Origin of the sequence: Halalkalicoccus sp. CGA53 (genome assembly GCF_036429475.1) — an archaeon.
Taxonomy (GTDB): domain Archaea; phylum Halobacteriota; class Halobacteria; order Halobacteriales; family Halalkalicoccaceae; genus Natronorarus; species Natronorarus salvus.
This window is the reverse complement of sequence record NZ_CP144125.1, coordinates 2,715,756-2,740,543: the sequence shown is the minus strand read 5'-3', so window position 1 is coordinate 2,740,543 and position 24,788 is coordinate 2,715,756. Positions and strand designations below refer to the sequence as shown.

Sequence of the window (24,788 nt, the reverse complement as noted above, 5' to 3'; positions counted from 1 at the left end):
CGAGCGCGCGAGGGCGACGAGTCGAGGGGGAGCGACGGCGAACGGTCGGAGGGCGAGGGGAAACCGACCGTCGACACCGTCGAGGACTGATACGGACCGCCGTACCTGTGTAGCGCTCGGTCCGAGAGCTACGGTCGTACAGGGATCCGTACGATCAGACGAGGTCGCTCACGTAGTAGAAGTCCATCCCGGCGCGCTCGGCGGTCAGCGCGTCGCGGTCCGTGTCGCCGACGAACGCCGACTCTTCCGGCGTCGAGTCGACGCGGTCGACCGTCGCGAGCAGCGGCTCCGGATCGGGTTTCGCGACGTCGACCGTGTCCCGACCGACGATCGCCGCGAACGACTCGCGGATCCCGTGCGTGTCGAGGGCGATCGAACACGCCTCCTCGCAGTTGAGCGAACAGACCCCGAGCGCGCGGCCGTCCTCGGCGGCGTGATCCGCGAGCGCAAGCCGCCGCGAGGTTCGCGCCCCCTCGCGTTCGTGTTCGGCGATGATCTCCTCGACCTCGTCGGTGAGATCGGCCTCTGCCGCGCGTTCTCGCAGGCTCCAGAGGTCGTCGTCGAGCACCTCGATACCCGCCCCGGCGAACGTCGTCGCGACGTCGCCCGCGACCGCCGTCCAGTCCACGTCGAGGTGGACGAGCGTCCCGTCGAGGTCGTAGACGATCGCCTCGTACTCCGAGAGTTCGTTCATGGGAACCACTACTCGGCCCGCGGGAGAAAAGTCCGCCGAGACGTCGCCGGACCCGTAGACGGGTATCGGGCAGAAAACGGTTTGTCGCGAGCGCTCCTCACACCCGGTCGTGTTCGAGTGGCTCTTTCCGACGTGGTCGGATCCGACGAGGCTCGCGGCGGTCGTCGGCCTCCGTGTCGGCCTCAACGTCTGTCTCGTCGTGATCGCCGCGAGCGCCGCGGGCGCCCGGACACGGCTCAGCGTGCTCGCGGGTTGCCTGACGCTCGCCTCGGCGGTCATAACGGTCCTGGCGCTCCGTCCCGGCGGCCTCGGACTCCCCGCCTCGTACGTCGAACTCCTCGTGCAGATGAGCCTGCTCGTCCTCGTGGGGTACGCGGTCTCCACGAACCCGTCGACCGCCGAGAGTGTCGCGTACGTGGTCGTGTCCCTCGGAGCGGTCGCGCTCGGACTGCTGATGGTGCCGATCTACGGCGAGACGTTCGTCGCTCCCTGACCTCGCCGGTGATCTTCGGGGTCGCCGGGCGCCGATCCGGCGTGTCGAGCCTCGGTGTGAGAGCGTGCGGTAGCCGACGCTATCGCAGACGACGGGCGAACCGCGCCAGCCCTCCCCCGTTCGGTTCGCGGGCGCAAACGTCCGCGAACCGAGGCCGCCTCGCCGTCGCGCCCCGTCCGGCTCTCTCGAACTCACCTCTCCAACAGTCCACGTCCGATCAGGTCCTTCTGGATCTGGGTCGTCCCCTCGTAGATCTCGGTGACCTTCGCGTCTCTGTACATGCGTTCGACCGGGAAGTCGGTCGTGTAGCCGTAGCCGCCGTGGATCTGGACCGCCTCGTTGGTGACGCTCATCGCGGCCTCGCTCGCGAAGTACTTCGCCATGCTCGCGGCGTGTCGAGGGTCATCGCCCGCGTCGTCCAGTCGGGCGGCCTCCCTCGTGAGGAGGCGTGCGGCCTGCACCTGCGTCCCCATCTCGGCGATCTTGTGTCTGATCGCCTGGAACTCGCCGATCGGCCGGCCGAACTGCTCGCGCTCGTTCGCGTACTCGACCGCCTCGTCGAGCGCTGCCTGTGCGAGCCCCACCGACTGGCTCGCGATGCCGATCCGTCCCCCGGTCAGGATCGAGAGCGCAGCACTCAGCCCCCGCCCCTCCTCGGTGAGCCGGTTTTCTTCGGGGATGCGCACCTCGTCGAACGTGAGCGCGGTCGTGTCGCTCGCGCGCAGGCCGAGTTTCTCTTCTCGCTTCCCGACCGAGAGGCCCTCCGCGTCCGCCGGTACCAGGAACTGTGTGATCGATCCCTCGTCCTCGCGATCGGTCTTCGCGAAGAGGACGATTACCCCGGCCCGCGAGCCGTTCGTGATCCACTGCTTCTCGCCGTCGATGACGTACTCCTCGCACTCGCGCCGTGCCTCCGTCGACATCGCCGCCGGATTCGATCCCGCGTGCGGTTCCGAGAGCGCGAACGCGCCGACCGGTCGCCCGCCACTCATCTCCGGGAGCCAGCGCTCGCGCTGGGTCTCCGAGCCGAACCGCGCGATGCAGGAGGTCGCGAGACAGTGGACCGAGAGCGCGGTCGCGACCGAGAGCGAGCCGTAGGCGACCGCCTCGTTCACGAGGCTGTAGGTCGTCCGGTCGGCGTCGAAACCGCCGTACTCCTCGGGAACCGTCAACCCGGTCAGGTCGAGCGCGGCGAGGCCGTCCCAGACGTCCTCGGGAAAGCGCCCCTCGCGGTCGCGCTCGGCCGCACCGGGGCGGATCTCGTTCTCGGCGTACTCGCGGACCACGTCGCGGATCGCCCGCTGCTCCGCGGTGAGCTTCATACCCGGGGATCGGACCCGACCGAAAAAAGGTGATCGTTCGACGGGTCACTCCCAGAGCGGGTACGTCGACTCCCTGGGCGGGTCGGTGATCGTCTCGCCGTCGAGAACGAGCGACGGCCCGCCCTCCGACACCCGACCGATCTCGCTCGCCCCGATCCCATCCCCGGAGAGCGCGGCGAGCGCCCCGTCGACCCCCGCGGACGGTACCGTTGCGAGCAGCGCGCCGGAACCGAACGCCCGGAGCGGGTCGATCCCCATCGCCGAACAGAGCGCGTCGGTCGGCTCGCGAATCCCGACCGCCTCGCGTTCGACGTCGATCCGTACGTCCGAGGCGTGTGCGAGCTCGTAGAGCCCGCCGAGGACGCCCGCTTCGGTGGGGTCGTGCATCGAGTTCGCTCGCTCGCGGAGGAGCCGGGCCTCAGGGACGACGCTTAGCTCCGAGAAGAACGCCTCCGCCCGAGCGAGGAGCTCCTCGGTAAGCCCCGATTCCTCGACGAAGTCGGTCGCGAGGATCGCCGTCGCCTCGATCGCCGCCCCCTTCGTGAGCAGGACCCGGTCACCTGGTTCGGCCCCGGAGGTCGGCGTCAACCGGTCGGCGATCCCCATACACGTGAGTACGAGCAGCGGGCGCGGCAGGTACTCCGCGACCTCCGTGTGCCCCCCGACGATCGCCACTCCCAGATCCGTCGCCTCCCGATCGAGCTGATCGGTGACCACCTCGAGGAGGGAGAGGTCGGGAACGAAGACGACGCTCTGGAGGAATCGCGGGTCCGCACCCGACGCCGCGACGTCGTTGGCGGCGACGTGGACCGCGATCGTTCCCGCTCGGTCGGCCGCAAGCGAGATCGGATCCGAACTCACGACCAGTCGCTCCCCGCCGATCGAGAGCACCGCGGCGTCCTCGCCGTAGGCGGGTCCGACCAGCACGTCCTCCTGATCGACACCCGTCCGGGAGAGCACGCGCGAGAGCTCCTCGGGGCCGATTTTCCCCGTCATCTCCGGAGGAACCCCTCGATCTCCTCGGGGGAGGCCGCGATCCCACCGCCCTGTGCGAACTCGGGGCCGCCACCGCCGCCACCGCCGAACTCACCGGTCACGCGCGCGATCACGTCGCCCGCGTCGACGTCCCCCGTCGTCGCCACCGTGAGGTTCACGGGGTTCTCGCCGCTCACGAGCACGACCGCGGCGGCTCGTTCGCCCGCCATCGTTCTCGCCCGGTCGGCGAGCGCGTCGCCCTCACCCTCGACCGACGTGACGAGCCAGCGATCCCCGTCGATCTCGACCGGATCGGCCGACTCGAGGCGAGCGTCGATCAGCCGTCCGGTGAGCGATCGGTTCTCCGCTTCGAGCTCGTCGATCTCGGCTGCGAGACCCCTCACTCGCGTCGGGAGGTCCTCGACCCTGATCCCGAGCGCTTCGGCGGTCGAGAGCGCCGCATCAGTGATTCCGGTCCGGTGCTCGATCGCCGATGGGCCGACGGCGAGTTCGACGCGGGTCAACCCCTCTCCGGGGTTCTCACGCCCGAGCACCGCGATCGGTCCGATCTCGACCGTCCGCTCGACGTGCGTCCCACCGCAGGCGGCGACGTCCCATGACTCTTCCCCATCGATCGCCGGGCCGACGGTGACGATCCGCACGCCATCGTCCTCGCCGAAGACGCCCTCCTCGGTCTTCGTGTTGAACGCGACCTCCTCCCGTGCGCGTGCCTCCTCGACCGAAACGGTCTCCCAGCGGACCGGTCGGTTCTCCCAGACGGCGAGGTTCGCACGCCGTTCGAGTTCGAGCAGGGTCCCGTCGTCGACGTCCGTCGTCGTCTCGAAGTCGATCCGGACCTTCCGCTCGCCGATGTCGAACCCCCCGTAGCCGAGCTCCGCGAGGAGGTCCCTCGCCGCGCCGTAGAGCACGTGACTCGCCGTGTGTGCGCGCATACAGTACGTCCGAAACCCCTCGTCGATCTCACAGAGGACGGTCTCGCCCGCCGAGAGGTCGGGCTCCTCGGCGAGTCTGTGGACCGTCCGTCCGTCTTGGAGCGTTACGTCCGAGACGGCGAGGCAGTCGATCGTGCCGCGGTCGGCTGGCTGACCCCCGCTCTCGGCGTAGAAGTACGTCTCCGAGAGCGTCACCTCCTCGCCGTCGACGGCGGCGACGGTCGCCTCGAAGCGGGTACGATACGGCTCCGCGCTCGCGCGTTGCTCGGCCATATAGAGCGCGAGAGCGCGGAGGTGAAAACGGTTAACCTTCCTCGATCAGCCGGACGTCGAGTCGCTCCTCGAGCGCACGGATCACCGAGCCGGGGATGCCGGCGCGCGCCGCCCGGCCCTGTTCGATCGCGACGAGGTGTTCCTCCGGGATCTCGAGGCCCTCCGCCAGTTCCTCCGTCTTGAGGCCCGCGTCCTGTCTGGCCCGCTCCGCGACGTCCCCGTAGCCGGAAACGAGGTAGGGAAGCGGGTCGTCCTCGTAGCCCGTCCCCTCGCGTTCCCAGTGCGTCGGGTCGCCTTTGCCCGCGTCGTACGCCTTCGCCATCCGCTGGGCGGCACGACGCTTTCTGTCGGTCGGTCCCTCACCGCCGCCGCCCGAGTCCGAGGAGCCACGGCTCCGCTTCGCCGAGTCGTCGTGTGGGGCACAGCTGCCACACACCTGGAGCTGCGCGCCCGCGATCGTGGCGAGCCGAAGCGAGTCGGTCGTCGCGCCACAGAGTTCGCAGGCGTTCGCGTCGCCCGACCCCGAGGAGCCACCGGTCGAGTACTTCGCCATGACCCCCGTACGCTCCCGTCCGGTTTGAACCCCCCGGCCACCACACGGCAAACCGAACGAGGGCGTGGTGGACCGTGACAGCCGGAGGGGCAATGGAAAGCCCTTTATTGGGCGCTAGGATACTGGGGAGTGCACACGACACGATACGTAGTGCGTGGGTAGCCAAGCCAGGCCAACGGCGCAGCGTTGAGGGCGCTGTCTCGTAGGAGTCCGCCGGTTCAAATCCGGTCCCACGCACTGACCACTCAGTGCGGATGCTCCCCACTCGGGACGGCATCCACGCAAAACCCCGTTCTTTCACCCCCGCGAGCGACGCGTCAGCGGATCGTTCGAGACGAACCCCGTTCAGAGCCCGAACAGCTCGTCGCGTCGGTCGAGCATCTCGCTCGCGGTGACGATGTCGAGGTCGGAGTCCTCCAGATAGTCGAGCAGCCCCTCGAAGTACTCCATGTCGACGGCCGCGTCCTCGCCGATCTCGTCGAGCCTGAGCACGAGCAGCTGGTTGTGTCGCTCGGCGAGTTCGGTGAAGCTCCGGACCGGCCCCATCTCGTTGGCGTTGATCCGTGAGAGGGTGTGCGCGTCGGCGGGCGGCGCGGCGTTCAGCGAGCCGCCGAACGTGATCGAGCAGTCGTGGACCTCGCGGACGACCTCGAGGGACTCGGCGTCGAGACGGTGATACGGGGCGAGGAAGATCCGCGAGCCGTCGGGAAAGCCCCGGCCCTCGAGGTAGGACTGATCGCCCTCGATCACCTGCCGCTTCTCCTCGGACTCCATCTCCGGGAGCGCGTCGTTTCGCAGGGGGAACGAGGCCATGTCCCAGCCCGCGTCGCGCATCTCGCGCATCTGGTCGATCGAGAGCCGCCCCCCGACGTTCACCGTGGGCGGGACGATCCCGATCACACCCTGCAGATCACGGTCCTGCATGACGTCGAACAGCGTCGTGTAGTGGGACTCGAACCCGCCGTCGAAGGTGAGGATCACCTGACCGCGGTCGGCGGCCGGCGTGCTCCGGAGGTCGTCGAGGTGGAACTCGACCTCGCGCTCCTCGCCGGAGTCGACCCAAACGCGCATCTCGTTGATGCTCTCGAAGGAGGGCTCGCCACGGTCCCCGGTGTAGCCGACGTCCATGCGCATCCAGCCGTCGAGCTCCCGCGGGATACGTCGGCGGGCGACCACGCTGTCGCTCTGGTACGGGGCAAGCATCTCCACGTTCACGTGACGACCGCCCAGTTCCGAGAGCTTCACCGCGAACGAGACGTGCTGGCCCTCGGCGTCGAAGTCGTCGAACGCCCTGAAGACGCCCGCCCGCTCGCCCTCACCGCGGACGAACGCGGCCGTCTCGCCGACGAGTGCCGCCTCCTCGTCGCCCTCGACCACCCCGTCGCCGGTCATGGCGATCCAGGAGCCGAGGTCTTCGCTGAAGTCGGAGACGAGCGTCCCGTGACCGATCGCCGGCGGGGTGAACTCCACCGGTTCCTCCGGCGTCTCCTCCTCCTCGTCGTCGGTCGGGTCCTCGGAGCCGTCGTCATCATCATCGTCCGTCTCGACGGGGTCGGCGCCGTCGTCGACGTCCTCGCCGTCCCACGGCATGTCGCCGGCACAGCCCGCGAGACCGACCGAGGCGGCACCGACCGCTCCAAGGAACATCCGTCGGGGTACTCTCCGTGTCATCAGACTACCGTCGGCGATCGGAGCTCTTTCCAATTGCCCGCTTAATTCTCGTTAGGCGGATAATAACACACAGATTACCCGAACCCCCGTCGCCCAGCGAGCCTCTCGGCCCCGTCACCGCCGAACGACCCCCGTCGTCGGAGACCCTCTCCTTCTGAGACGACGACGGCTTCGCGCGGTCGTGTATCAACGCCTATGAACGAGCGACCCCTCCGTTAACCATGCGACAACAGGTCCGGCCGCACGTCCCGGCGATCACCGGGCTCCTCACCCTCGTCTCGCTCGGCCTCGTCTTCGGGGCCGCCGGCGGGTTCATCCCACGGACGGCGGTCCCGGCCGCGCCGGAGTGGCTCCTCGAGGCGATCCCGCACGCGAACGTCGTCATCAGTCTCGCCGCGATCGGAACGATCACCCTCGGCTGGCGGGCGATCCGAGAGAACGACGTCGAACGTCACCGCGTGTTGATGCTCGCCTCGACCGGGCTCTTCGCCGCCTTCCTCACCCTCTACCTCTACCGGCTGATCGCGGTCGGCGGTGCGGGGACGTTTCCGGGCCCCGAGACCGTCTACCTCTACGTCTACCTGCCGGTCCTCACGATACACATCGGCCTCGCGGTCGTCTGCATCCCGCTCGTCTACTACGCGCTCTTGCTCTCGGTCACCTACCCGATCGCCGAACTCCCGGGGACGAACCACCCACGGGTCGGACGCGCGGCCGCCGCGCTCTGGCTCGTCTCGTTCTCGCTCGGCGTCGTCGTCTACCTACTGCTCTACCGGGTGCCGTGGTAGGTCAGAGGAACTCGTCGACCAGGTCCGAGGCGGTGATCACCGTCAGTCCGCCGGCGTAGGAGTTCGATTCGAGCCGGTCGAGCTGTGCGTCGAACTCCGAGAGCTCCATCCCGTCCTCGCCGATCAGTTCGAACCGAGGGACGACTAGCTGCTTGTGTCGGTCGGCACGGAGGATCGCCGCCCGACTGCTCTCCAGGTGAGCCCCGTTGAGCACCGGAATGGTGTGGGGGGCGGTCGGAGGCATCCCGGCCGAGTTGCCGCCGTAGACGAAACCCGTCTCGTGGAGCTCGCGGACGGCCGCGAGCGTGTCGCCGTCGATGCGGTCGTGCGGCGCGAAGAAGTGTCGGGCTCCCGCCCCGAACCCGAGTTCGGAGAGGCGCTGTCTGTTCCGCTCGATGACGCGGTGCTGTTCGCTCGCGGTCAGTGAGGAGAGGTGTCCACGAGCCGTCGGCAGCGAGGCGATGTCCCAGCCGGCGTCTGCGAGCTCCGAGAGCTGCGACTCGGTCATCCGCCCCTCGCGGCCGATCGAATCGGCCGATAGGGCGACGACACCGCGCATCCCTCGCGCTTCGAGCCTCGGAAACGCTTCCTCGTACTGCGAGACGTGACCGCCGTAGAACGCGAGGATGGCGTGGCTCCGGCCGACCCCATCTGTCGCACGGAGGTCGTCGACCCACAGTCGGACGTCACCCGGCTCCCACGGGACGTACTCGATGTGGATCTCGGTGACGTCCGAGAAGTCGGGCGAACCGACCCCGCGAGTCAGCCCGAAGTCGACGCGGAGCCACTTGCCCATCGTCGTCGGGAGCCGCCGGGAGCTGACGTGACGCTGGTCGACCGTGGGCGCGTGGAGGTCGATCTGGACCCGACCGCCGTCCGGGTCGTCGACTTTCACCGCCATCGAGAGGTGTTTGCCGGAGACGTCGACCCCCTCGGAAAATCGGCGGACGATCCGGACCGACGCCGCCGACTCGCGTTCGATGCGCATCGCGTGTCGACCCGAGACGCGCTCGTCGGTGACCCGTATCGGTTCGGCCCCCTCCCGACCCCGCCAGAGCGGCTCCTCGAACCCGTCGACGAGCGTGCCGTAATCGATCGCCGGGTATCGGAACACCTCCTCCGGTTCCTCGTCCTCGCTGTCGTCCCCATCGTCCCCGTTTTCGGCCTCGTCGTCGCCCTCGTCGCCCTCGGCGGTGGAATCGTCCGTTTCGGTCGGCGTCGGGCTCGGAGTGGGGGTCTCCGCTGGCGTCGCCGCCGGTTCGTCGTCGGCGCCCGTACACCCCGCCAGCCCGGCGGCGGTCGCGCCGACCAGCGCGAGGAACGTCCGGCGTGATCTGTCGCTCATCACCGACCACTCCGCCCACACTGACATTCTAATTACCCGTATAACTCGTCTTAATCGGATACTAAACGCTTGGAGGGACCGTCGTGGCCGATCGTATCTCTCGGGATACACACCGTCGGTGTCGGTCGATTCGCCGTCGGGGGACTCCGAGTTTCGACGACGATCCCTCTCAGTCGTCGGCGAGCGCGCCCGTTCCGATCAGCGGACGGTCGACCTCCCGGTCGCTCTCCTCGCCCTCGATCCCGTACGGGTACTCGCCGGTCACACAGCCGAGACAGAGGTCCTCCCGACCGAGATCGAGTGTCTCCGCGATCGCGTCGATCGAGAGGTACGCGAGGCTGTCGGCCTCGATCTCCTCGCCGATCTCCGCCGGCGAGAGCTCCGCCGCGATCAGCTCCTCCCGGGTCGCCATGTCGATCCCCATGTAGCAGGGCGCGACGATCGGGGGCGCGCCGATGCGCATGTGGACCTCCTCGGCACCCGCCTCCCGGAGCAGGCTCACGAGCTGTGTCGAGGTCGTTCCTCTCACTATGGAGTCGTCGACGATCGTCACCGTCTTCCCCTCGACCGTCGAGGCGATCGGGTTCAGCTTCAATCTCACCGCCCGTTCGCGCTCGTCCTGGGTCGGCATGATGAACGTTCGACCCACGTAGCGGTTTTTCATCAATCCCTCCGCGAACTCGACGCCCTCACCCTCGAGCCCGTCCTCGCTCGCCGCCTCGGCGTAGCCCGAGGCGAACGATCGACCCGAGTCCGGTACGGGCATCACCACGTCGGTCTCGACGCCGCTCTCGTCCCAGAGCCGTCGACCCAGCTCGCGACGAGCCTCGTAGACCAGGGTGCCGTCGATCCGGCTGTCCGGCCTGGCGAAGTAGACGTACTCGAAGAAGCAGTGGGCCGTTCGCTCGCGCTCGATCAACTGGTAGGAGTCGAAGCCGCTGCCGTCGTCGTGGAGCACGACGAGTTCGCCCGGGCGGACGTCGCGTACGAGGTCGCCGTCGAGCGTGTCGATCGCCGCGGACTCCGATGCGAGCACGTAGCCGTCGGGCACCTCACCGATACAGAGCGGGCGGTTTCCCTCCGGGTCCCGCACTCCCAGTACCGTGTCGTCGTGCATGATCGTGAGCGCGTACGAGCCGTGGATCCGCTCCATCGTCCGTTTGACCGCCCGGACGAGATCGGACTCGAGCAGGTTCCGCGCGAGGTCGTGGGCGATCACCTCGGTGTCGCCGTCGCTCGTGAAGGCGTGGCCCACGTTCTCGAGTTCCGAGCGCAGTTCCTCGCCGTTGACGAGGTTGCCGTTGTGGCTGAGCCCCAGCGAGCCGCTCTTGAACGAGACCGAAAACGGCTGGGCGCAGGACTTGTCGACGCTCCCCGCGGTCGGGTACCGGACGTGACCGATGCCGGCGCTCCCGGTGAGCGTTGCGAGATCCGACTCCGAGAAGGCGTCGCCGACCAGCCCCATCGAGACGTGGGTGTGTTGCTGGAAGCCGTCGTGGGTGACGATCCCCGCGGACTCCTGACCGCGGTGCTGGAGTGCGTACAGCGAGTAATACAGCGGCCGCGCGGCGTCCCTGCCCGAGAGCGAGACGCCGACGACCCCGCACTTCTCGGTCGGCGTGTCCGAGCCGTACCCGGCTGTCATCGACTGTCGACTAGCGAGCGGTCGTTAAAAACCCCGTGAATGTTCTCCGCGTCGTCGTCCGGTCCTGAGATCTATCCACGGACGTGCATCGCTATCCACGGACGTGCATCGGTGCGGGAGAATGAGAGTGTTACTCGCCGGCGCGGGACTTCCAGGCGTAGCCGCGGCGTTTCTTCGACTTGCCGAAGCCACACGCCGAACAGACCTTCTTCTTGGAGTGATACGAGGGCTCACCACAACGACGACACTTCACGTGCGTCGTCGTGTTCTTCTTCCCCTGGGCGGGGGTTCCGTCGGTCATGGGTGGATCGAAACGACGTTATCGCCGCGTATAATGGTTGTGTTGTCGTCTTCGAGCACCACGTTCATGTGCTGGTCGTAGCCCATGAGGGTGCCGACGTACTCGGTGCCGTCCTTCAGCCTGACCGTCACTGCCTCGCCGACCGAGGCTTCGAGAACGTCGAGGGGGCGTCCGCTCATACGAACACGGGGTGGTGAGTCGCCCTTAACTGTACCGGAAGAGCATCACAGACCGAGGTCGAAGCCGTCGTACTCGTGTGCGCGACGACCGGCCCGCCACCGAGCTCGATGTCGCCGCCGCGGTTTCCGGGGGCGTCCGGGCTGTCGGTCGCGTGGGTGACGTCGACCGCGATGGCCGCATCGGGATGGAGGTCGAATCCGACCATCCGCGCGCCGCGCAGGCCGACCTCCTCCTGGACGGTGCTCACCCCACACACCGTCGCCTCGGTCCCGTTCTCGCTCGCCCGACGGAGCGCCTCGGCGGCGATCCAGGTCCCGACGCGGTCGTCGAGACCGACTGCCACGAGGCGCGCCGTGGAGGTCGTGAACCCCTGGTGGACGGTGAGAGGATCGCCCACCTCCACGAGTTCGCGGGCCTCTTGCTCGTCCTCTGCGCCGATGTCCACACGCACGTCGTGGATCTCGTCGACCTCGTGTTCCTCCCGGAGGTGGATCGTCGCCTGTCCGATCACGCCGGGAACGACCTCGTCTCTCGCGTGGACCTCGACGTACTGTCCGCGCGTGACGGTCTTGGCCGAGCCCCCGATCGGACCGACGTGGAGGAAGCCGCCGTCGTCGATCCGGCGGACGATGTAGCAGATCTGGTCGGCGTGGCCCGCGATCACGATCTCCGGACCGCTCCCGTTGAGCCGGGCGACGACGTTCCCGTAGGCGTCGGCGCTCACCTCGTCGGCGAACCGGGAGGGGCTGGGGGTGGTGAGAAGGCGATCGAAGAATCCCCAATGGTCGTCGTCCACGCCCCGACGTTCGTCTCGACTGTCATCAACGGCTCGATAGCCGGCGGAACGGCTAAGTTCCACGTCGTCGCAATGAGACGTATGGCAGATAAGAAGACGACGCTGCTGGAGCTCAACATCGAAACCGTCGACTTCCACCCGCAGGGCTCGATCGGGAGCCTCCTGAGCGAGGGAGCGGACGGGGAAGAGGGCGCGGAAGAAGAGCGCGGTTCGAAGCTCGGCCTGTTCGGCAAGAAGGGCACGGCCGACGAGGAGACCGAGGAGACCGAAGGGGAAGAGGCCGGGGGGTCGAAACTCGGCATCTTCGGGAAGAAGGACGAGGAGAGCGAGGTGGACGAGGAAGCCGAGACGGAGATTGACGCGACGGAGGAAGAGGCCGAAGCGGACGAGGACGACTCGGGCAGCGCGACGGCACTGTTCGTCGGGCTGGTCGTCCTGGTGATGCTGGCGGTCGTCGCGAAGAAGCTCGCCGGGTCGGACGACGACGACGTGGAGACCGACGTCGAGCTGACCGAGTACGCCGACTGACGCCGGTTCGAGGACGACACATCGCACGATCGGTCGACCTGCGTCGCAGCCGGCAACGCCGGTCGACCCCGAAGGGTTTTCCCCCGAACGGGTTCTACGCGTACCGTGAACGTTTTTCGTAGCCTCCAGGCGATCTCCCGCGCGTCGGGCGCCGGTCCCGTCGACTGGGACGCCGTCGGCGACGCGGCGAGAGAGGCGACCCCCCCGGGGTCGATCGAGCTCAGCGACCGCGACGTCACCGGTTACCGCGACGACGTCCGCGACGCGCGGACGAACATCAGAGCCATCGGCGAGGTCGCGTTCGATCTGCCGGGGACGATCGAGATCCAGAACCGCCACCACTGGATCGACGCGAACGTCTCGACGTTCCGCCGGGTGATGCGTCCGATCGAGACGCGGAGCGACGCCGTCTTCCCGGACGCCGCACGCGTGCTCAACACGGGGACGATGACGCTCATGCTCTCCTTCCTCGGGAAGAACGTCCTTGGCCAGTACGATCCCCTGCTGCTCGCCGACGGCGACCGCGAGCACGCGCTCTACTTCGTCCACCCGAACATCGCGCGCGTCGCGGAGGAACTCGACGTCGACGGCGAACGGTTCAGGCGCTGGATCGCCTTTCACGAGGTTGCCCACGCCGCGGAGTTCGGCGCGGCGCCGTGGCTCTCGGGACACCTCGAATCACGGATGGAACGCGGCGTCGACGCGCTCACGCGCGGCGAACTCGACCGCGAGGCGTTCGAGGAGCTCGACACGACGATGACGGCCGTCGAGGGGTACGCAGAGCTCGTGATGGACCGAGCGTTCGACGAGCAGTACACCGATCTGCGGGAGAAGCTGGAGGCGCGCCGTCAGGGTGGCGGTCCGATCGCACAGCTGATGCGGCGGCTGCTCGGTCTGGGGATCAAACGTAGACAGTACGAGCGGGGAAAGCGCTTCTTCGAGGCTGTCGCCGACGAGCGCGGCGTCGCGGGCGCGAGCGTCGTCTGGGAGTCGCCCGCGGCGCTCCCGACGAGCGAGGAACTCGATCGTCCGGAGCGGTGGCTCGCGAGGGTGTAGGCTCGCCGTGCTCGTCCGGACCTATCACGTAGGGCATACATATTTATCCAGTCGCGTTACAGAATAGGGGAGAGATGGCTCGCGACTCCACCTCGGAGCCGACCCCCGCGGAGGTGTTAAGCTTCACGCGAGCCCTGCGGACGCTCAAACGCGAGGGCTGTTCGCTACTGGTCGTCGGACGTGTCTCCTCCGACCTCCACGAACGGTTCTCGTTCCGGATGCTCGGAGACGTCGAACACGAGGTTCGCCGACGGCTGGTCGTGCTCACCGACGGCCGGTACGGGTCGGTAGAGCGACGGCTCCCACGCGCCTGTCAGGGGCCGGTGACGGAGACCGCTCGGGTGGTGCTCTACGAGCCGGAGACGCGGGGCGTGACGACGACCGCGACCCGTCGGGTCGCCCCGTGTCCCACGACTACGGCCGAGGGGGACCTCGGCGACCTCGGTGAGACCGTCGCCCGGGAGCTGGACCGGTTGGAGGTGGTCTCGAACGGGCTTGAGCCCGCCGAACTTCGGATCTGTCTCGACTCGCTCGATACCCTGCTCGCGACGGAACCGCCCGAGGTCGTCTTCCGGTTCGTCCACCTCCTCTCGACGATGGCCACGTCGAGGGTGGGTATCTGTCACGTCCACCTCCACGAGAGTATCGACCACCGATACGCGCGGGAGCTCGCCCCGTTGTTCGACGCGACCGTAGAGCTCTCGGAGGTCGGGGGCGAGCCACGACAGCGGTGGCACCTCCGGGAAGAAGCGCTCTCCTCGGCGTGGCTCCCGTTCGATTAACGCCGTATTAACCCCGTTCGGTCGAACTCGTAATCCGTCGATACCTTTTTCACTTCGGTCGTTCATACATATGCCATCTGAAATGCTCGACGGAACACACGTGGAGGCGTCGATGCCGGCTCCCGGCGACGGAGTCAGATCGGTCACCTTCGAGACGACCGGGCGCGGTCTCGAGGTCACCGACCGGATCGACCGGAAACGGTACGCCCTCCGAACGCCGACCCGGGTGTCGCCCGAGGCCGTCGACACCGACGCGTTTCGGTTCCCCGTCGATGCGGCCGTCGCGATCGAGACCGAGGCGATCGTCCTCCCGACGGTGGTCGCAGTCTGTCTCCGTGACGCCGACGGGGCGATGCTGGCGAACGCCGAACACTTCGCCGACCTGCCGTTCGACGGGGACGTCAGCGTCGAACTCTGTGCGCCCATCCGGCTCTACCTCCGAGTGAACGGGGCCGGCGTCATCAGAGCCGACGCCGAACACACCCGGATCGAGTTCGAGGAGCCGACGGAACTGCTTGTCGGCGCTCGCTCGAAACACGAGTATCCGGTCGCGACGATCACCACGACGGACGACCCGGCGGACCTGATGGCGGCGATATCGACGTTCGGCTCGGCGCTGAAGACCACCACGCCCGAACGCTCGTATCCCACGTTCAGAGGCCACCCACCGGCGATCGAGCTCGCCGACGAGCTCTCTATCCCGGACGGTCTCGACCGACCGGAGACGGGTCTCACGATCGAACTCCCCGAGGCGTACCGGTACATCTTCGCCGCGGCCCCGCTGGCGTACTATTTCGGTGCCGAACTGGTCCCGGGTCCGACCCCCCGACTCCTGAACGACGACGAGGTGCTCACCGAGTTCGACGAACACCGCTTCGAGGAACAGGTGGGAGAGCTACTCAAACACGCCTTCTTCCTCGACTGTGTGACGCGAACGGAGGGGCTCTACCGCGTCGATCTCCACGAACGCCGGAGCGTCGAATCGGTGCTCGACGTCGATTTCGCCGCACTCTACGAGCTGTCGATCGCGGATCGCCTCGCTGCGTATCTGGAGATCCCTCACGAGGAGATCGAGCCACACCTCCCCGACTGGAAGCTCACGGCACACGTCTCCACCCGGCCGGAGAGCGCGGAGACGCTCCCGTTCCTCGTCAACGACCTCGCGCTCATCCGTACCCCCCAGCAGGTGGCGGAGACCGCGTCGACCGCGGAGGTCTCGGCGGTCAACGACTTCCTCCGTGACTCGTTCGTCAGGAGCACCTCGGCGAGGCCCGTCGAGCGGTCGTACGTCCAACCGGAGGCCACCGACTCGATCGAACAGGTCTGGATCGGAAAGGAGACGCCGATCGGCGCGAGCAAGGCCACGACCGAGGCCTACCGCAACCGGTTCGGTCGAGCGCTGGAGAGCGGGAGCATCGAGATCACGGTCGTCTGCAACGACGAGCAGATGGACCAGGAAAGAAGCGTCGTCGACGACGTCTACGGCTCGCGGACCGAACTCCCGTTCGACGTGACCGTCAGACGCGAGCTGACGACCGACGAGCTCTCCGACCTGCTCCGGGAGAGCGCCGACTTCTTCCACTACATCGGCCACATCGACGAACGGGGTTTCGAGTGCACCGACGGCTGGTTCGACGCGACCACGCTCGATTCGGTGGGCGTGGACGCGTTCATGCTGAACGCGTGTGAGTCCTACGAACAGGGGATGGCGCTGATCGATCGCGGGGCGATCGGCGGCATCGTCACGCTCGAACGCGTCGTCAACGAGGGGGCGATGCGGATCGGCGGCACGCTCGCCCGCCTGCTCAACTGCGGGTTCCCGCTCCGGGCGGCGCTCGAGGTCGCGAAGGGCGACAACATCGTCGGCACACAGTACCTCGTGGTCGGAGACGGTGGGCTGACGATCGCTCAGTCTGAAGGAGGAACCCCGAACCTCTGTATAATAGAACGTGAGGGAGATGATTTCGAAATCACCATCGATACATACACCTCTACATCTGGGGGTATGGGTGGACTCACCATGCCTCTAATTAAATCTAACGAGACCTACTACCTCAACTCGGGTCGGTTGGATACGTTTCGGGTGTCAAAAGAGGAATTGGAGGAGTACCTGGGCCTAGAAGACGTTCCGGTTCGTTTATGTGGACAGCTTTTCTGGAGCAGCGAGTTTTCCCTCGACGAAATTTAGTCGATTGTAACGTTATTTGCGGCCATCACTGTCGTCGTCTGCGAGAGCAGCAGCATCAGCGTGAACAGGACGCCGATCATTCGGGGGTGGTCTTCGAGGTAGGTGCGGACGGTGGTGGTGTTGTCGGACATCACAGATACACCATTGTCCCGCACCAATATGAATTTTTTCGTATAGTATTGATACTAAATATAATCATTTTAACAACTAACCTCGGTGTAATTTACAGATAGATAACTGATAAATGTTGTACCGGACTGCTCTGAGGTCCTCCGGGTAGCTGTCACGACGGGCCGGGTACTCCTAAGTAGTGACACGTTAGAAGTCTTCAGTCTGAACGATACCGTCCGAATCGACGGTGACGGCGCCGTGCTACCTACTTCTGATCAGGTAAAAAAGCAACATTAAACCAACAAGTACGCCGCCGACCGTCACCGCGCCCGCCTGTGCCATCGACGCACCGCCCGAGAGCGCCATCATCCCCGCCGAGAGCCCGACGATCCCGACGAACCCGGCGCCGATTCGACGGTAGCCGCTCCGACGCTCGTCGTCGCTCATCGGGCCGACCATCTCAGAGCTCCCGCGGGACGCTCACGTGCATCCCGACGAACCGCCACCGTTCACCGAGTCGGAGCGTACCGCTCCAGCGCGTCTCGAACGCCCGACGCTCGCCGGTCTCGGTGTCCGTCCACTCCATACGAACCTCGTCGCTGAACCAGGCCGATCCGTCCGCCTCGCTCGCGATCAGGTTCCGGCTCTCGACCGCCCAGTCGGTCGTGGTCTCCGTCTGCTCGCGTAGCCCTCGTTCGACCTCGGAGAACCCCTCAAGTCGCTCCGAGATACCGAACTTCACCAGGTCGCTCCGGTCGGCGAAGAAGGGAGCGAGCGGTTCGCCGCTCGAGAGCGCGTCGTAGTACGCCTCCACCGTCTCGGTCGCGGTCCGATCCATGTACGAGCGGGGGGCCGAACCGACTTAACTCAATAGAAGCCGCGGCCAACCTCGTCGTCGTCGATCAGGTCGTCGAGTTCGGCGTTCAGCACCGACTCCGCCTCCTCGAAACTGCCCGAGAGCCCGTCGAGACGCTCCGGACGGGCCGTCGAGTCGTATTCCATCGGCCCGAACGCGGGGCTCTCGATCGCCTCCATCACGTCCGTGAAGAGGTCCTCCGGGGTGGTCGGTGCGTCCGCGTGTGCCCGCACCGTCTCGGTGAACCGTCGGGCCCTCGTCTTCGCACCCTCCGCGTCCTCCGGGGCGGATCGAATCGCGAACCGGGCGTCGTTCTCTTCCGGGAGGTACGCCCCGATATCGTCGTCCAGCCTCCTCGCGACCCGGGTTCCGACGCCACGGACCTCGAACGGGTTCTTCGCGTACGTCTTGAGGAGGTAGACACCGGCGGTCGGGTGTCCGAGGTAGAGGTCCTCGCCCAGTCCCAGCGAGCGGTCGCCCGCGACCGCACGCCACCCGCTCGGTTCGGCCCTCGTCTCCACTACGTCGGCGACGACGTCGTCCCAGTCGCGTACTTTCATGTGATCTCCGCCTGCGCTAGGTGACCGGCACGCTTTTTCCTTGCGATACCCTGTCTCGCGCGTGAACGTCCGAGGTGTCGTGGTCGAACCGGGCGAGCGTCGGTCGGTGACGACACGGTACGGCGAGCGGGAGTTGGTCGAGACCACCGTTCGGAACGGCGATGGCGAGAGACGCGTCACCCTCTGGGGGAAGTGGGCCGAGACCGCGGACCACCTCGAACCCGGGATGGAGCTCCTCGTGACCGACGCCGAGGAGACGGAGTTCCGCGGCGAGGCGGGCTACGCGACGACGAAGGCCTCCTACGCCGTCGTCGAGCCCTCGTTTCTCGTGAACGTCACGGACGTCCGATCGTGGGTGCAGTGTCCCCGGATCTACTACCTGAACAAGCTCTCGGGCGTGCCGCTGGCCTACCCGGTGACGAAGGGGACGGTCGTCCACGAGGTGTTCGGCGACCTCCTGCGGGGGGCGACGCTCGACGAGGCGGTCCCCGAGCGAGTGCGTGAAGCGGGTCTCGAACTCGGATTGCTCGGACGTTCGGCCGACGAGGTCGAAGCCGACGTGCGCGCGAACGCCCGGGCGATCGAGGGCTGGCTCTCGCAGGGGACGTTCGACGAGGAGGACTCCTGGCGGAGCGAGTACACGCTGATAAGCGAGACGTTCGGAATGAAGGGCCGAGCGGACGCCCTCAGGCGTGGGATGCCGGTCGAACTCAAGACCGGGAAGAACACCCGTCGCGATCCCCGGTTCCAGGACAAGGTCCAGGCCGCCTGCTACGCGCTGATGCTCGCCGATCGTGGCGGGGTCGACGGCGATCCGCCCGACACGGGAACCCTCCTCTACACGAAGAACTCGGCGCTCGACAGAGCCGAGGAGACGGGCGACCTCTCGCCGGCGAAGGAGTTCTCGATCGGGAAGGGCTTCCTGGAGTTCGTCGTCCGTACCCGCAACGAGATCGCCGCGATGGAGTACTCTCTCACCGTACCGACCGGCCACGAGGCGAACGCGAAGTGCGAGTACTGCTTCGAACGGGACAGCTGCATGGTCGTCGCCGGTCGCCTGGACCAGGAGTCGAAGGCGGGGACGATCGGCACGTCGCTTCCCGAGCGCGAACTCGCGTACTTCGAGCGGAGCTACGAGCGCGTCGAGGAGGAACGCCGCGAGGCCCACCGCGAGTACGCGAAGCTCTGGGAGCAGAGCCCGGAGGAACGCGCCGCGGACGACCGGGCGCTGATCGACCTGGAGTTCGTCGGGAGCGAGCGGATCGAGGGGGGACGGTGGCGGCTGCGCGCACGCCAGCCGACACGAGCCGTCTCGAAGATCCGCGACGGTGACCTCGCGCTCGCCAGCGACGGCGATCCGGTGACGGGTCACGCCGAACTCGCACGGGTCGAAGCCGTGGGAGAGGAGGTCGTCGTCACGACCGACGAGCCGGTCGAGTTCACCAGACTGGACGTCTACCCATCCGATATGAGCGCCGGGTCGATGCTCACCGCGCTCCACGACGCGCTGTTGAAAGGCGAGGAGCGACGGAAGGCGATCCTCTTCGGAGATGGCTTTCCAGCGTTCGCCGAGGTGGAGGGGAGGTTCGTGGAGAACAACGCCTCCCAGGACGAGGCGGTTCGCCGGGCGGTCGCGGCCGAGGACTTCGCGCTGATCCACGGTCCGCCTGGGACCGGGAAGACCTACACCATCGCGCGGACGATACGCGCGCTCGCCGAGCGCGGCGATCGGGTGCTGCTCTCGGCGTTCACGAACCGGGCGGTGGACAACGCCCTTGAGGCGCTCTCGGAGCAGGGATTCTCGGAGTTCGTCCGTATCGGCACCGAGACGGGCGTCCGCGAGGACATGCTCCCCCACCGACTCGACCCGGAGGGTGACCCCGACGAACGGGTCGCGGCGTTCAGGGAGGCACCCGTCGTGGCGGCGACGGCGGCCGGCTGTGGCTCGCGGATCATGCGCGAGGAGGCGTTCGACGCCGTCCTCGTGGACGAGGCCTCACAGCTCACCGAGCCGATGACGTTCGCGCCGATAAACAGAGGGGAGAAGTTCGTCCTCGTCGGCGACCACCACCAGCTCCCGCCCGTCGTGCGCGCCGAGAACGGACTGGAACGATCGCTGTTCGCGCGGCTGATCGAGGAGTTCCCCGAAGCGGGCGTGCTGCTCGACCGGCAGTACCGGATGGCCCAGCGGATCCAGGCGTTCTCCTCGCGGGAGTTCTACGACGGCAAACTCAGGCCGGCCACCCACGAGGTCGCCTCCCGGCGCATCGACGATCTGGAGGGGGTCTCGGCCGACCGACTCCCGGAAGAACTGCGCGACCCCGTCTCGTACGTTCCGGTCGCGGGCGACGACGGCAGACGAACGGACGACGAAGAGGTGAGTCGAGTGGTCGAGATCGTCGCGGCGTTCGAGACGGCCGGCGTCCCTCGCGAGTCGATCGGCGTGATCGCGCCGTACCGCGCGCAGGTGGCGGCGCTCTCCCGAGAGCTTCCGGAGACGGCCGTCGACACGGTCGACCGGTTCCAGGGCTCCTCGAAGGAGGTCGTGATCGTCTCGTTCGTCGCCACGAGGGATCTGGAGGGACCGATCTTCGAGGACTACCGACGGCTCAACGTCGCGCTGACGCGGGCGAAGCGTGCGCTCGTGCTCGTCGGCACGCGCGAGGCGCTCGCGAACGATCCGCTCTACGAGCGGATGCTCGACTGGGCGGAGCGGTGAGCGTCCGGCGTTCGACACCCAACACCTAGGCGAATCCAGGTGAGTTCGCGGAAACCGACCTACACACCAACATGCTACCGAACATATATTAACTAATTTCGGGTAGAATGAATCGGTTCAGCATGAGTACGACAACGCGGTCGGTCGAGCGATCCACGAAGGCGGAGCGACTGGAGCAGTACCTCACCGAACGGGCCGAAGAGGGCGAGTTCTACTTCAAGGGGAAGTTCATCTCGGACGACGTGGGGCTCTCACCGAAGGAGATCGGCGCACTGATGGTCCAGCTCACCGAGGACGCCGCCGACATCACCGTCGAGAAATGGTCGTACACGAGCGCGACGACCTGGCGGGTCGCCCCGGTCTGAGAGCGGTCGACACGATCAGTCCTCGGTCGCGAGAAGCGGGCTCTCCTCGCCGATCTCCTCGAGCACGCGCCGGTGAAACTCCTGGAGCGCCGCGCTCTCGTCCTCGGCGAGGACGACGTCGCTCGCCGAGAGGGTCGCGAGCCCGAACGCACGGGGCGTCGGCGAGTCCACCCGGTGGTGGACGACGTCGATACCGCCCACCGAAACCTCCCCGAGTACCTCCGAGAGCGACGAGAGCGCGAGTCTGTCCTCGATCACCTCCCGATACGTCTCGTCGAGCACCGCGAACTCCTCTAACCCGTGGGCGAAGCCCAGCAACATCTCCGAGGAGACCTGCTGTTCGGACGCCGACTTCTCGTAGCCCTTGTACCGCTTCAGGATCATCAGCGAGCGCGTCGCGTTGATCCGGAAGTAGCGCTGGAGCAGGTCGGTGTCCGAGAGCGCTGCTCGCAGCTCCTCGCGGATCGTCCCGGGATCGATCGAGCGGAGCAGCCTCTCGATGTCGACCTTCCGGTTGAGCGGCATCGAGAGCGAGAAACCGTTGTCCGCGACCGCGACCGTGACCGAGGCGTTTACTTCGGTGGCACACCGGTGGGCGAGCAGCCGCGAGAGGCCGTCGTTGAACCGCCTCCCGTATTCGGAGTGGACGTGGTAGCGTCTGACGTACTCGGTCCGGTCGCGTTCTTCCTCTATCACCAGTCTGTCGGGCGTGCTCAGGCTCTCGATTCCCGCGTAGGCGACCTGCTGGTCGAACAGCCGCGAGAGCGCTCGCACCGCGTTCTCGTCGATCGGGAACCCCCGGAGCCACCGCCTGACTGCGGGTGCGTCTCCCTCCTCGTGACGGGAGACGACCTCCTCCTGAAAGGCGAGTAGCTCCCGGCCGAGGTCGTACGAGAGCGGGAGGCGCTCGGAGAACCACGAGGGCACCGTCGGCCGCGCGCCGGTCGGATCGACGTAGACCTTCGACCCCCTCCTGTACCTGAACGCGAAGTTCCGGCCCCCGAGGACGAACACGTCGCCGGGGTCGAGCGTGTCGAGGTAGCTCTCGTCTAAGTTCCCGACCCACTCGCTTTCACCTCTCGTGTAGACGTCGCAGGTGAAGCTGTCGGGGATCGTCCCGATGTTCGTCATGTAGATGACGCGGGCGAGCCGTCCCCGCTTCCCGATCAGCGGTTCCCCGACCGGGAACTCGGGGTAGTGGTGTTCGCCGTCCGGCGGGTCGTTCGTGTCGCGCCAGACCTTCGCGTAGACGTGTCTGTCCTCCATCCCCTCGTACGCCGCAGTGAGATACCGCATCAGCGACTCCCACTCCCGGTCGGTGTACTCCCGGTAGGGGTACGCTCGCGCGAGCGTCGACCGGACCTCGCGCTCGGGTCGGATCGCGTTGATCGCCATCCCGTAGACGTGTTGGACGGCGACGTCCTGTGCGCGCTCGGGGACGAACACCCGATCGACGAACCCCTCCTCCGCCTTCCGCAGCATCACCGCACACTCGATCAGTTCGTCGCGGTCGAGCGCGAGCACCCTCCCCCGGACCGTCTGCCCGAGGCGATGGCCCGCCCGACCGACCCGCTGGAGCAGGGAGGCGACCGACTTCGGGCTACCGACCTGCACTACCAGATCGATGTGAGGCATGTCGATGCCGAGTTCGAGGCTCGTCGAGGTCGTCACCACCGTCAGATCGCCGGCTTTCAGCCCCGCCTCGATCTCGGTTCGTCTGGCCTTCGAGAGGCTTCCGTGGTGACAGCCGGAGTTCCCCTCGCCGTACTGTTCGGGAAACCGCTCTCGTAGGCCGTGGAGCACCCGCTCCGCACCGGATCGCGTGTTCGTGAACACGAGCGTGTTCGTCGCGCTCCCGACCAGGTCGTGGAGTTCCCGGTAGAAGCGCTCCTGTACCAGCTCGCCGGGCGTCCCGATCAGGTCGTCCGTCGGACAGGAGAGTTCGAGGTCGAACTCGCGGACGAACCGGGTGTCGACGATCTCACAGTCGCGAGGCTCGAACCCGTCCGCTCGCTCCTCGCGACCGACGAGGAACGCCGCGACGGTCTCGAGCGGCTCGACCGTCGCCGAACAGCCGATCCGCGTCGGCGAGTGCGCCGCGAGCTCCTCGAGTCGTTCGAGGCTCACCGAGAGGTGAGTGCCGCGTTTGTTCTCCGCGAGGCTGTGGATCTCGTCGACGATGACGTACTCCACGGTACGGAGTTTCTCCTTGAACTTCGGCGAGTTGAGCAGGATCGCGAGCGTTTCCGGGGTGGTGTTGAGGATGTGCGGACACTCCTCGAGCATCTTCCCGCGTTCGGACCGTGGCGTGTCGCCGTGGCGGATCGCCTGGCGGACCTCGATCTCCTCACCTCGCTCGGCGAGTCGCCCGGTGATCGCCGAGAGCGGCTCCTCTAAGTTCCGGTTGATGTCGTTCGCGAGCGCACGAAGCGGCGAGACGTAGAGACAGTAGACGGAGTTCTCGAGGCCGCCCTCCGTCTCGCTTCCGTCACGCTCGCCCGCATCCTCGTCGTCGCTCGTCGCCCCCGCCGCCCGTTCGCGGCGGACGAGGTCGTCGATCACCGCGGTGAACGACGCGAGCGTCTTCCCCGAGCCGGTCGGTGCGCAGATCAGGGTGTTCTCCCCCCGTTTGACCAGCGGGATCGCCTCGCGCTGGGGCGGAGTGAAGTAGCCGTCGTTCACGGAGACGAACTCCCCGAATTGCTCGACCCACCACTCGCGCACGACCGGGTCGAGCGACTCCAGCACCCCCTCCTCGTTCCCACCCGGCTCGACGCTCCCCACCGCGCGCCCGTCCATCGATCGCTAGTGGAACCACACCCGTAAGAGCGTTCGCACGTGCACGCGCTCGAAGCGTTTTTGGGGCGAGCAGCCGCCCACAGGGACATGAAGGTGACCTTCCTCGGGACCGGGAGCGCGCTGCCGACGGGCGAGCGCTACCAGGCCGGCCTGCTCGTGAGCGAGGACGACCGCCACCTGCTGCTCGACTGTGGCTCGGGTGTCCTCCAGCGACTGGCGGCCTCCGACGTCGGCTACGGGGGGATCTCGGCGGTGTTACTGAGCCACCTCCACCTCGATCACGTCTCCGACCTACTGCCGCTGCTGGTCGCGCGGTGGATCGACGACGAGCCGATGCCCGAGGTCGTCGGTCCGGAGGGGACGGCGGCGATGGTCGAGGGCTTCTTCGAGGCACACGGCTACCTCGAAGGGCGGTTCGACGTCTCAGTCCGCGAGATAACGGAGGAGTCGTTCGAGGTCGCCGGCTTCGGCGTCGAGAGCCGCAGGACCGAACACTCGATCGAGTGCTTCGCCTACCGGTTCGACGACCGGTTCACGTTCGGCGCGGACAGCGAGGCCGTCGCCCGGCTTGTCCGCTTCGCCGACGGCTCCGCGGTGTTCGTCCACGAGTGTTCGTTCCCGGACGACGTCGAGGTCGAGGGTCACACCACGCCGAGCGTGCTCGGCGAACTCCTCTCGGACCTGGAGATCGAGGTCGGCCGGGTCTACCTCACGCACCTCTTCCCGCACACCGAAGGCCGGGAGGACGACCTCCTCGACTCGATTTCGGAGTACTACGACGGCGAGGTGCGAGTCGCGAGCGACGGGCTCACGGTCGAGATCGGCTGACCCAGGG

Annotated in this window: 25 protein-coding genes and 1 tRNA gene; 10 read left to right on the top strand and 16 right to left on the bottom strand. The window is 67.1% G+C overall.

Translation table 11 applies throughout. From position 1 onward, the window contains the following. Window positions 1-154: 154 nt before the first annotated feature. Complete coding sequence (locus V2L32_RS15825) at window positions 155-694, bottom strand: HAD family hydrolase (RefSeq protein WP_331233469.1); 540 nt, start codon at window positions 692-694, stop codon at window positions 155-157. 109 nt (window positions 695-803) lie between these two features. Between V2L32_RS15825 and V2L32_RS15820 the strand changes: the two genes are divergently transcribed. Next, window positions 804-1,187 carry a hypothetical protein gene (locus V2L32_RS15820; protein WP_331233468.1) on the top strand — a complete coding sequence of 128 codons (384 nt, stop codon included), beginning with the start codon at window positions 804-806 and terminating at the stop codon, window positions 1,185-1,187. Between the two features lie 191 nt (window positions 1,188-1,378). Here the strand turns inward: V2L32_RS15820 and V2L32_RS15815 are convergent, their stop codons facing one another. From V2L32_RS15815 to V2L32_RS15800, 4 genes are read right to left on the bottom strand one after another with little or no spacing between them, the layout of a single operon-like run. Continuing rightward, complete coding sequence (locus V2L32_RS15815) at window positions 1,379-2,509, bottom strand: acyl-CoA dehydrogenase family protein (RefSeq protein WP_331233466.1); 1,131 nt, start codon at window positions 2,507-2,509, stop codon at window positions 1,379-1,381. 45 nt (window positions 2,510-2,554) lie between these two features. Beyond that, the gene (locus V2L32_RS15810) at window positions 2,555-3,505 is read right to left on the bottom strand and encodes an AIR synthase family protein (RefSeq protein ID WP_331233465.1); all 951 of its coding nucleotides are present in this window, start codon (window positions 3,503-3,505) and stop codon (window positions 2,555-2,557) included. Then, entirely contained in the window at window positions 3,502-4,710 is a 1,209-nt protein-coding gene (locus tag V2L32_RS15805; protein WP_331233463.1) for an alanyl-tRNA editing protein, read from the bottom strand. The genes V2L32_RS15810 and V2L32_RS15805 overlap by 4 nt, the downstream gene beginning before the upstream one ends. A gap of 31 nt (window positions 4,711-4,741) precedes the next feature. Then, window positions 4,742-5,263: a transcriptional regulator gene (locus V2L32_RS15800; protein ID WP_331233461.1), complete on the bottom strand. Its 522-nt coding sequence runs from the start codon at window positions 5,261-5,263 to the stop codon at window positions 4,742-4,744. A gap of 152 nt (window positions 5,264-5,415) precedes the next feature. Here V2L32_RS15800 and V2L32_RS15795 point away from each other — a divergent pair. After that, window positions 5,416-5,500: transfer RNA gene (locus V2L32_RS15795), tRNA-Leu, on the top strand. Between the two features lie 108 nt (window positions 5,501-5,608). Here the strand turns inward: V2L32_RS15795 and V2L32_RS15790 are convergent. Beyond that, complete coding sequence (locus V2L32_RS15790; RefSeq protein WP_331233460.1) at window positions 5,609-6,934, bottom strand: polysaccharide deacetylase family protein; 1,326 nt, start codon at window positions 6,932-6,934, stop codon at window positions 5,609-5,611. A 221-nt stretch (window positions 6,935-7,155) separates the two neighbouring features. Between V2L32_RS15790 and V2L32_RS15785 the strand changes: the two genes are divergently transcribed. Continuing rightward, a complete protein-coding gene (locus V2L32_RS15785; protein ID WP_331233459.1) occupies window positions 7,156-7,722 on the top strand; it encodes a DUF420 domain-containing protein in 567 nt (188 codons plus the stop codon). Between the two features lies 1 nt (window position 7,723). Here V2L32_RS15785 and V2L32_RS15780 read toward each other — a convergent pair whose 3' ends face one another. The 5 genes from V2L32_RS15780 to V2L32_RS15760 form a co-directional block, all read right to left on the bottom strand. Then, window positions 7,724-9,067 carry a polysaccharide deacetylase family protein gene (locus tag V2L32_RS15780; protein WP_331233458.1) on the bottom strand — a complete coding sequence of 448 codons (1,344 nt, stop codon included), beginning with the start codon at window positions 9,065-9,067 and terminating at the stop codon, window positions 7,724-7,726. 169 nt (window positions 9,068-9,236) lie between these two features. Beyond that, window positions 9,237-10,712 (bottom strand): amidophosphoribosyltransferase, encoded by a 1,476-nt coding sequence (gene purF / locus V2L32_RS15775; protein WP_331233457.1) that lies wholly within the window; start codon window positions 10,710-10,712, stop codon window positions 9,237-9,239. 130 nt (window positions 10,713-10,842) lie between these two features. Further along, window positions 10,843-11,013: a 50S ribosomal protein L37e gene (locus V2L32_RS15770; protein ID WP_331233456.1), complete on the bottom strand. Its 171-nt coding sequence runs from the start codon at window positions 11,011-11,013 to the stop codon at window positions 10,843-10,845. Continuing rightward, on the bottom strand, window positions 11,010-11,192 hold the full coding sequence (locus V2L32_RS15765; protein ID WP_331233455.1) for an LSM domain-containing protein: 183 nt from the start codon (window positions 11,190-11,192) through the stop codon (window positions 11,010-11,012). Before V2L32_RS15765 ends, V2L32_RS15770 begins: the two co-directional genes overlap by 4 nt. Then, window positions 11,189-11,989 (bottom strand): zinc-binding metallopeptidase family protein, encoded by an 801-nt coding sequence (locus V2L32_RS15760; protein WP_331233454.1) that lies wholly within the window; start codon window positions 11,987-11,989, stop codon window positions 11,189-11,191. Before V2L32_RS15760 ends, V2L32_RS15765 begins: the two co-directional genes overlap by 4 nt. Before the next feature lie 81 nt (window positions 11,990-12,070). Here V2L32_RS15760 and V2L32_RS15755 point away from each other — a divergent pair, with 81 nt between their 5' ends. From V2L32_RS15755 to V2L32_RS15740, 4 genes are all read left to right on the top strand, one after another. Continuing rightward, a complete protein-coding gene (locus tag V2L32_RS15755; protein WP_331233452.1) occupies window positions 12,071-12,517 on the top strand; it encodes a hypothetical protein in 447 nt (148 codons plus the stop codon). Between the two features lie 105 nt (window positions 12,518-12,622). Continuing rightward, on the top strand, window positions 12,623-13,573 hold the full coding sequence (locus V2L32_RS15750) for a zinc-dependent metalloprotease (protein ID WP_331233450.1): 951 nt from the start codon (window positions 12,623-12,625) through the stop codon (window positions 13,571-13,573). Window positions 13,574-13,647: 74 nt separating this feature from the next. Further along, window positions 13,648-14,355: a DUF7504 family protein gene (locus V2L32_RS15745; RefSeq protein WP_331233449.1), complete on the top strand. Its 708-nt coding sequence runs from the start codon at window positions 13,648-13,650 to the stop codon at window positions 14,353-14,355. Between the two features lie 70 nt (window positions 14,356-14,425). Continuing rightward, window positions 14,426-16,543: a hypothetical protein gene (locus V2L32_RS15740; RefSeq protein ID WP_331233448.1), complete on the top strand. Its 2,118-nt coding sequence runs from the start codon at window positions 14,426-14,428 to the stop codon at window positions 16,541-16,543. Here the strand turns inward: V2L32_RS15740 and V2L32_RS15735 are convergent. From V2L32_RS15735 to V2L32_RS15720, 4 genes are all read right to left on the bottom strand, one after another. Next, window positions 16,540-16,674 (bottom strand): DUF7503 family protein, encoded by a 135-nt coding sequence (locus V2L32_RS15735; RefSeq protein WP_331233447.1) that lies wholly within the window; start codon window positions 16,672-16,674, stop codon window positions 16,540-16,542. The two genes, V2L32_RS15740 and V2L32_RS15735, sit on opposite strands and share 4 nt — an antisense overlap. A 241-nt stretch (window positions 16,675-16,915) precedes the next feature. Continuing rightward, complete coding sequence (locus V2L32_RS15730) at window positions 16,916-17,113, bottom strand: hypothetical protein (protein WP_331233446.1); 198 nt, start codon at window positions 17,111-17,113, stop codon at window positions 16,916-16,918. A 1-nt stretch (window position 17,114) separates the two neighbouring features. Then, window positions 17,115-17,492, bottom strand: a complete 378-nt coding sequence (locus V2L32_RS15725) for a nuclear transport factor 2 family protein (protein WP_331233445.1) — start codon at window positions 17,490-17,492, stop codon at window positions 17,115-17,117. A 29-nt stretch (window positions 17,493-17,521) separates the two neighbouring features. Next, entirely contained in the window at window positions 17,522-18,070 is a 549-nt protein-coding gene (locus V2L32_RS15720) for a hypothetical protein (protein ID WP_331233444.1), read from the bottom strand. A 61-nt stretch (window positions 18,071-18,131) separates the two neighbouring features. Here V2L32_RS15720 and V2L32_RS15715 point away from each other — a divergent pair, with 61 nt between their 5' ends. Both V2L32_RS15715 and V2L32_RS15710 read left to right on the top strand, forming a co-directional pair. Then, complete coding sequence (locus V2L32_RS15715) at window positions 18,132-20,789, top strand: AAA domain-containing protein (RefSeq protein WP_331233443.1); 2,658 nt, start codon at window positions 18,132-18,134, stop codon at window positions 20,787-20,789. 122 nt (window positions 20,790-20,911) lie between these two features. Beyond that, window positions 20,912-21,154 carry a DUF7123 family protein gene (locus V2L32_RS15710; RefSeq protein WP_331233442.1) on the top strand — a complete coding sequence of 81 codons (243 nt, stop codon included), beginning with the start codon at window positions 20,912-20,914 and terminating at the stop codon, window positions 21,152-21,154. A 15-nt stretch (window positions 21,155-21,169) separates the two neighbouring features. Here the strand turns inward: V2L32_RS15710 and V2L32_RS15705 are convergent, their stop codons facing one another. Continuing rightward, entirely contained in the window at window positions 21,170-23,953 is a 2,784-nt protein-coding gene (locus V2L32_RS15705) for an ATP-dependent helicase (RefSeq protein ID WP_331233440.1), read from the bottom strand. An 87-nt stretch (window positions 23,954-24,040) separates the two neighbouring features. On the opposite strand from V2L32_RS15705, the gene V2L32_RS15700 reads away from it, so the two are divergent. Further along, window positions 24,041-24,781: an MBL fold metallo-hydrolase gene (locus V2L32_RS15700; RefSeq protein ID WP_331233439.1), complete on the top strand. Its 741-nt coding sequence runs from the start codon at window positions 24,041-24,043 to the stop codon at window positions 24,779-24,781. Window positions 24,782-24,788 lie beyond the last annotated feature (7 nt).

Bases quoted from the DNA above. Each gene is read 5' to 3' on its own strand.
- V2L32_RS15815 (WP_331233466.1), bottom strand. From the start codon at position 2,509: ATGAAGCTCACCGCGGAGCAGCGGGCGATCCGCGACGTGGTCCGCGAG.
- V2L32_RS15700 (WP_331233439.1), top strand. From the start codon at position 24,041: ATGAAGGTGACCTTCCTCGGGACCGGGAGCGCGCTGCCGACGGGCGAG.
- V2L32_RS15800 (WP_331233461.1), bottom strand. From the start codon at position 5,263: ATGGCGAAGTACTCGACCGGTGGCTCCTCGGGGTCGGGCGACGCGAAC.
- V2L32_RS15740 (WP_331233448.1), top strand. From the start codon at position 14,426: ATGCCATCTGAAATGCTCGACGGAACACACGTGGAGGCGTCGATGCCG.
- purF (WP_331233457.1), bottom strand. From the start codon at position 10,712: ATGACAGCCGGGTACGGCTCGGACACGCCGACCGAGAAGTGCGGGGTC.
- V2L32_RS15770 (WP_331233456.1), bottom strand. From the start codon at position 11,013: ATGACCGACGGAACCCCCGCCCAGGGGAAGAAGAACACGACGACGCAC.
- V2L32_RS15705 (WP_331233440.1), bottom strand. From the start codon at position 23,953: ATGGACGGGCGCGCGGTGGGGAGCGTCGAGCCGGGTGGGAACGAGGAG.
- V2L32_RS15755 (WP_331233452.1), top strand. From the start codon at position 12,071: ATGGCAGATAAGAAGACGACGCTGCTGGAGCTCAACATCGAAACCGTC.
- V2L32_RS15710 (WP_331233442.1), top strand. From the start codon at position 20,912: ATGAGTACGACAACGCGGTCGGTCGAGCGATCCACGAAGGCGGAGCGA.
- V2L32_RS15725 (WP_331233445.1), bottom strand. From the start codon at position 17,492: ATGGATCGGACCGCGACCGAGACGGTGGAGGCGTACTACGACGCGCTC.
- V2L32_RS15735 (WP_331233447.1), bottom strand. From the start codon at position 16,674: ATGTCCGACAACACCACCACCGTCCGCACCTACCTCGAAGACCACCCC.
- V2L32_RS15805 (WP_331233463.1), bottom strand. From the start codon at position 4,710: ATGGCCGAGCAACGCGCGAGCGCGGAGCCGTATCGTACCCGCTTCGAG.
- V2L32_RS15720 (WP_331233444.1), bottom strand. From the start codon at position 18,070: ATGAAAGTACGCGACTGGGACGACGTCGTCGCCGACGTAGTGGAGACG.
- V2L32_RS15790 (WP_331233460.1), bottom strand. From the start codon at position 6,934: ATGACACGGAGAGTACCCCGACGGATGTTCCTTGGAGCGGTCGGTGCC.
- V2L32_RS15765 (WP_331233455.1), bottom strand. From the start codon at position 11,192: ATGAGCGGACGCCCCCTCGACGTTCTCGAAGCCTCGGTCGGCGAGGCA.
- V2L32_RS15810 (WP_331233465.1), bottom strand. From the start codon at position 3,505: ATGACGGGGAAAATCGGCCCCGAGGAGCTCTCGCGCGTGCTCTCCCGG.
- V2L32_RS15825 (WP_331233469.1), bottom strand. From the start codon at position 694: ATGAACGAACTCTCGGAGTACGAGGCGATCGTCTACGACCTCGACGGG.
- V2L32_RS15785 (WP_331233459.1), top strand. From the start codon at position 7,156: ATGCGACAACAGGTCCGGCCGCACGTCCCGGCGATCACCGGGCTCCTC.
- V2L32_RS15780 (WP_331233458.1), bottom strand. From the start codon at position 9,067: ATGAGCGACAGATCACGCCGGACGTTCCTCGCGCTGGTCGGCGCGACC.
- V2L32_RS15730 (WP_331233446.1), bottom strand. From the start codon at position 17,113: ATGGTCGGCCCGATGAGCGACGACGAGCGTCGGAGCGGCTACCGTCGA.
- V2L32_RS15745 (WP_331233449.1), top strand. From the start codon at position 13,648: ATGGCTCGCGACTCCACCTCGGAGCCGACCCCCGCGGAGGTGTTAAGC.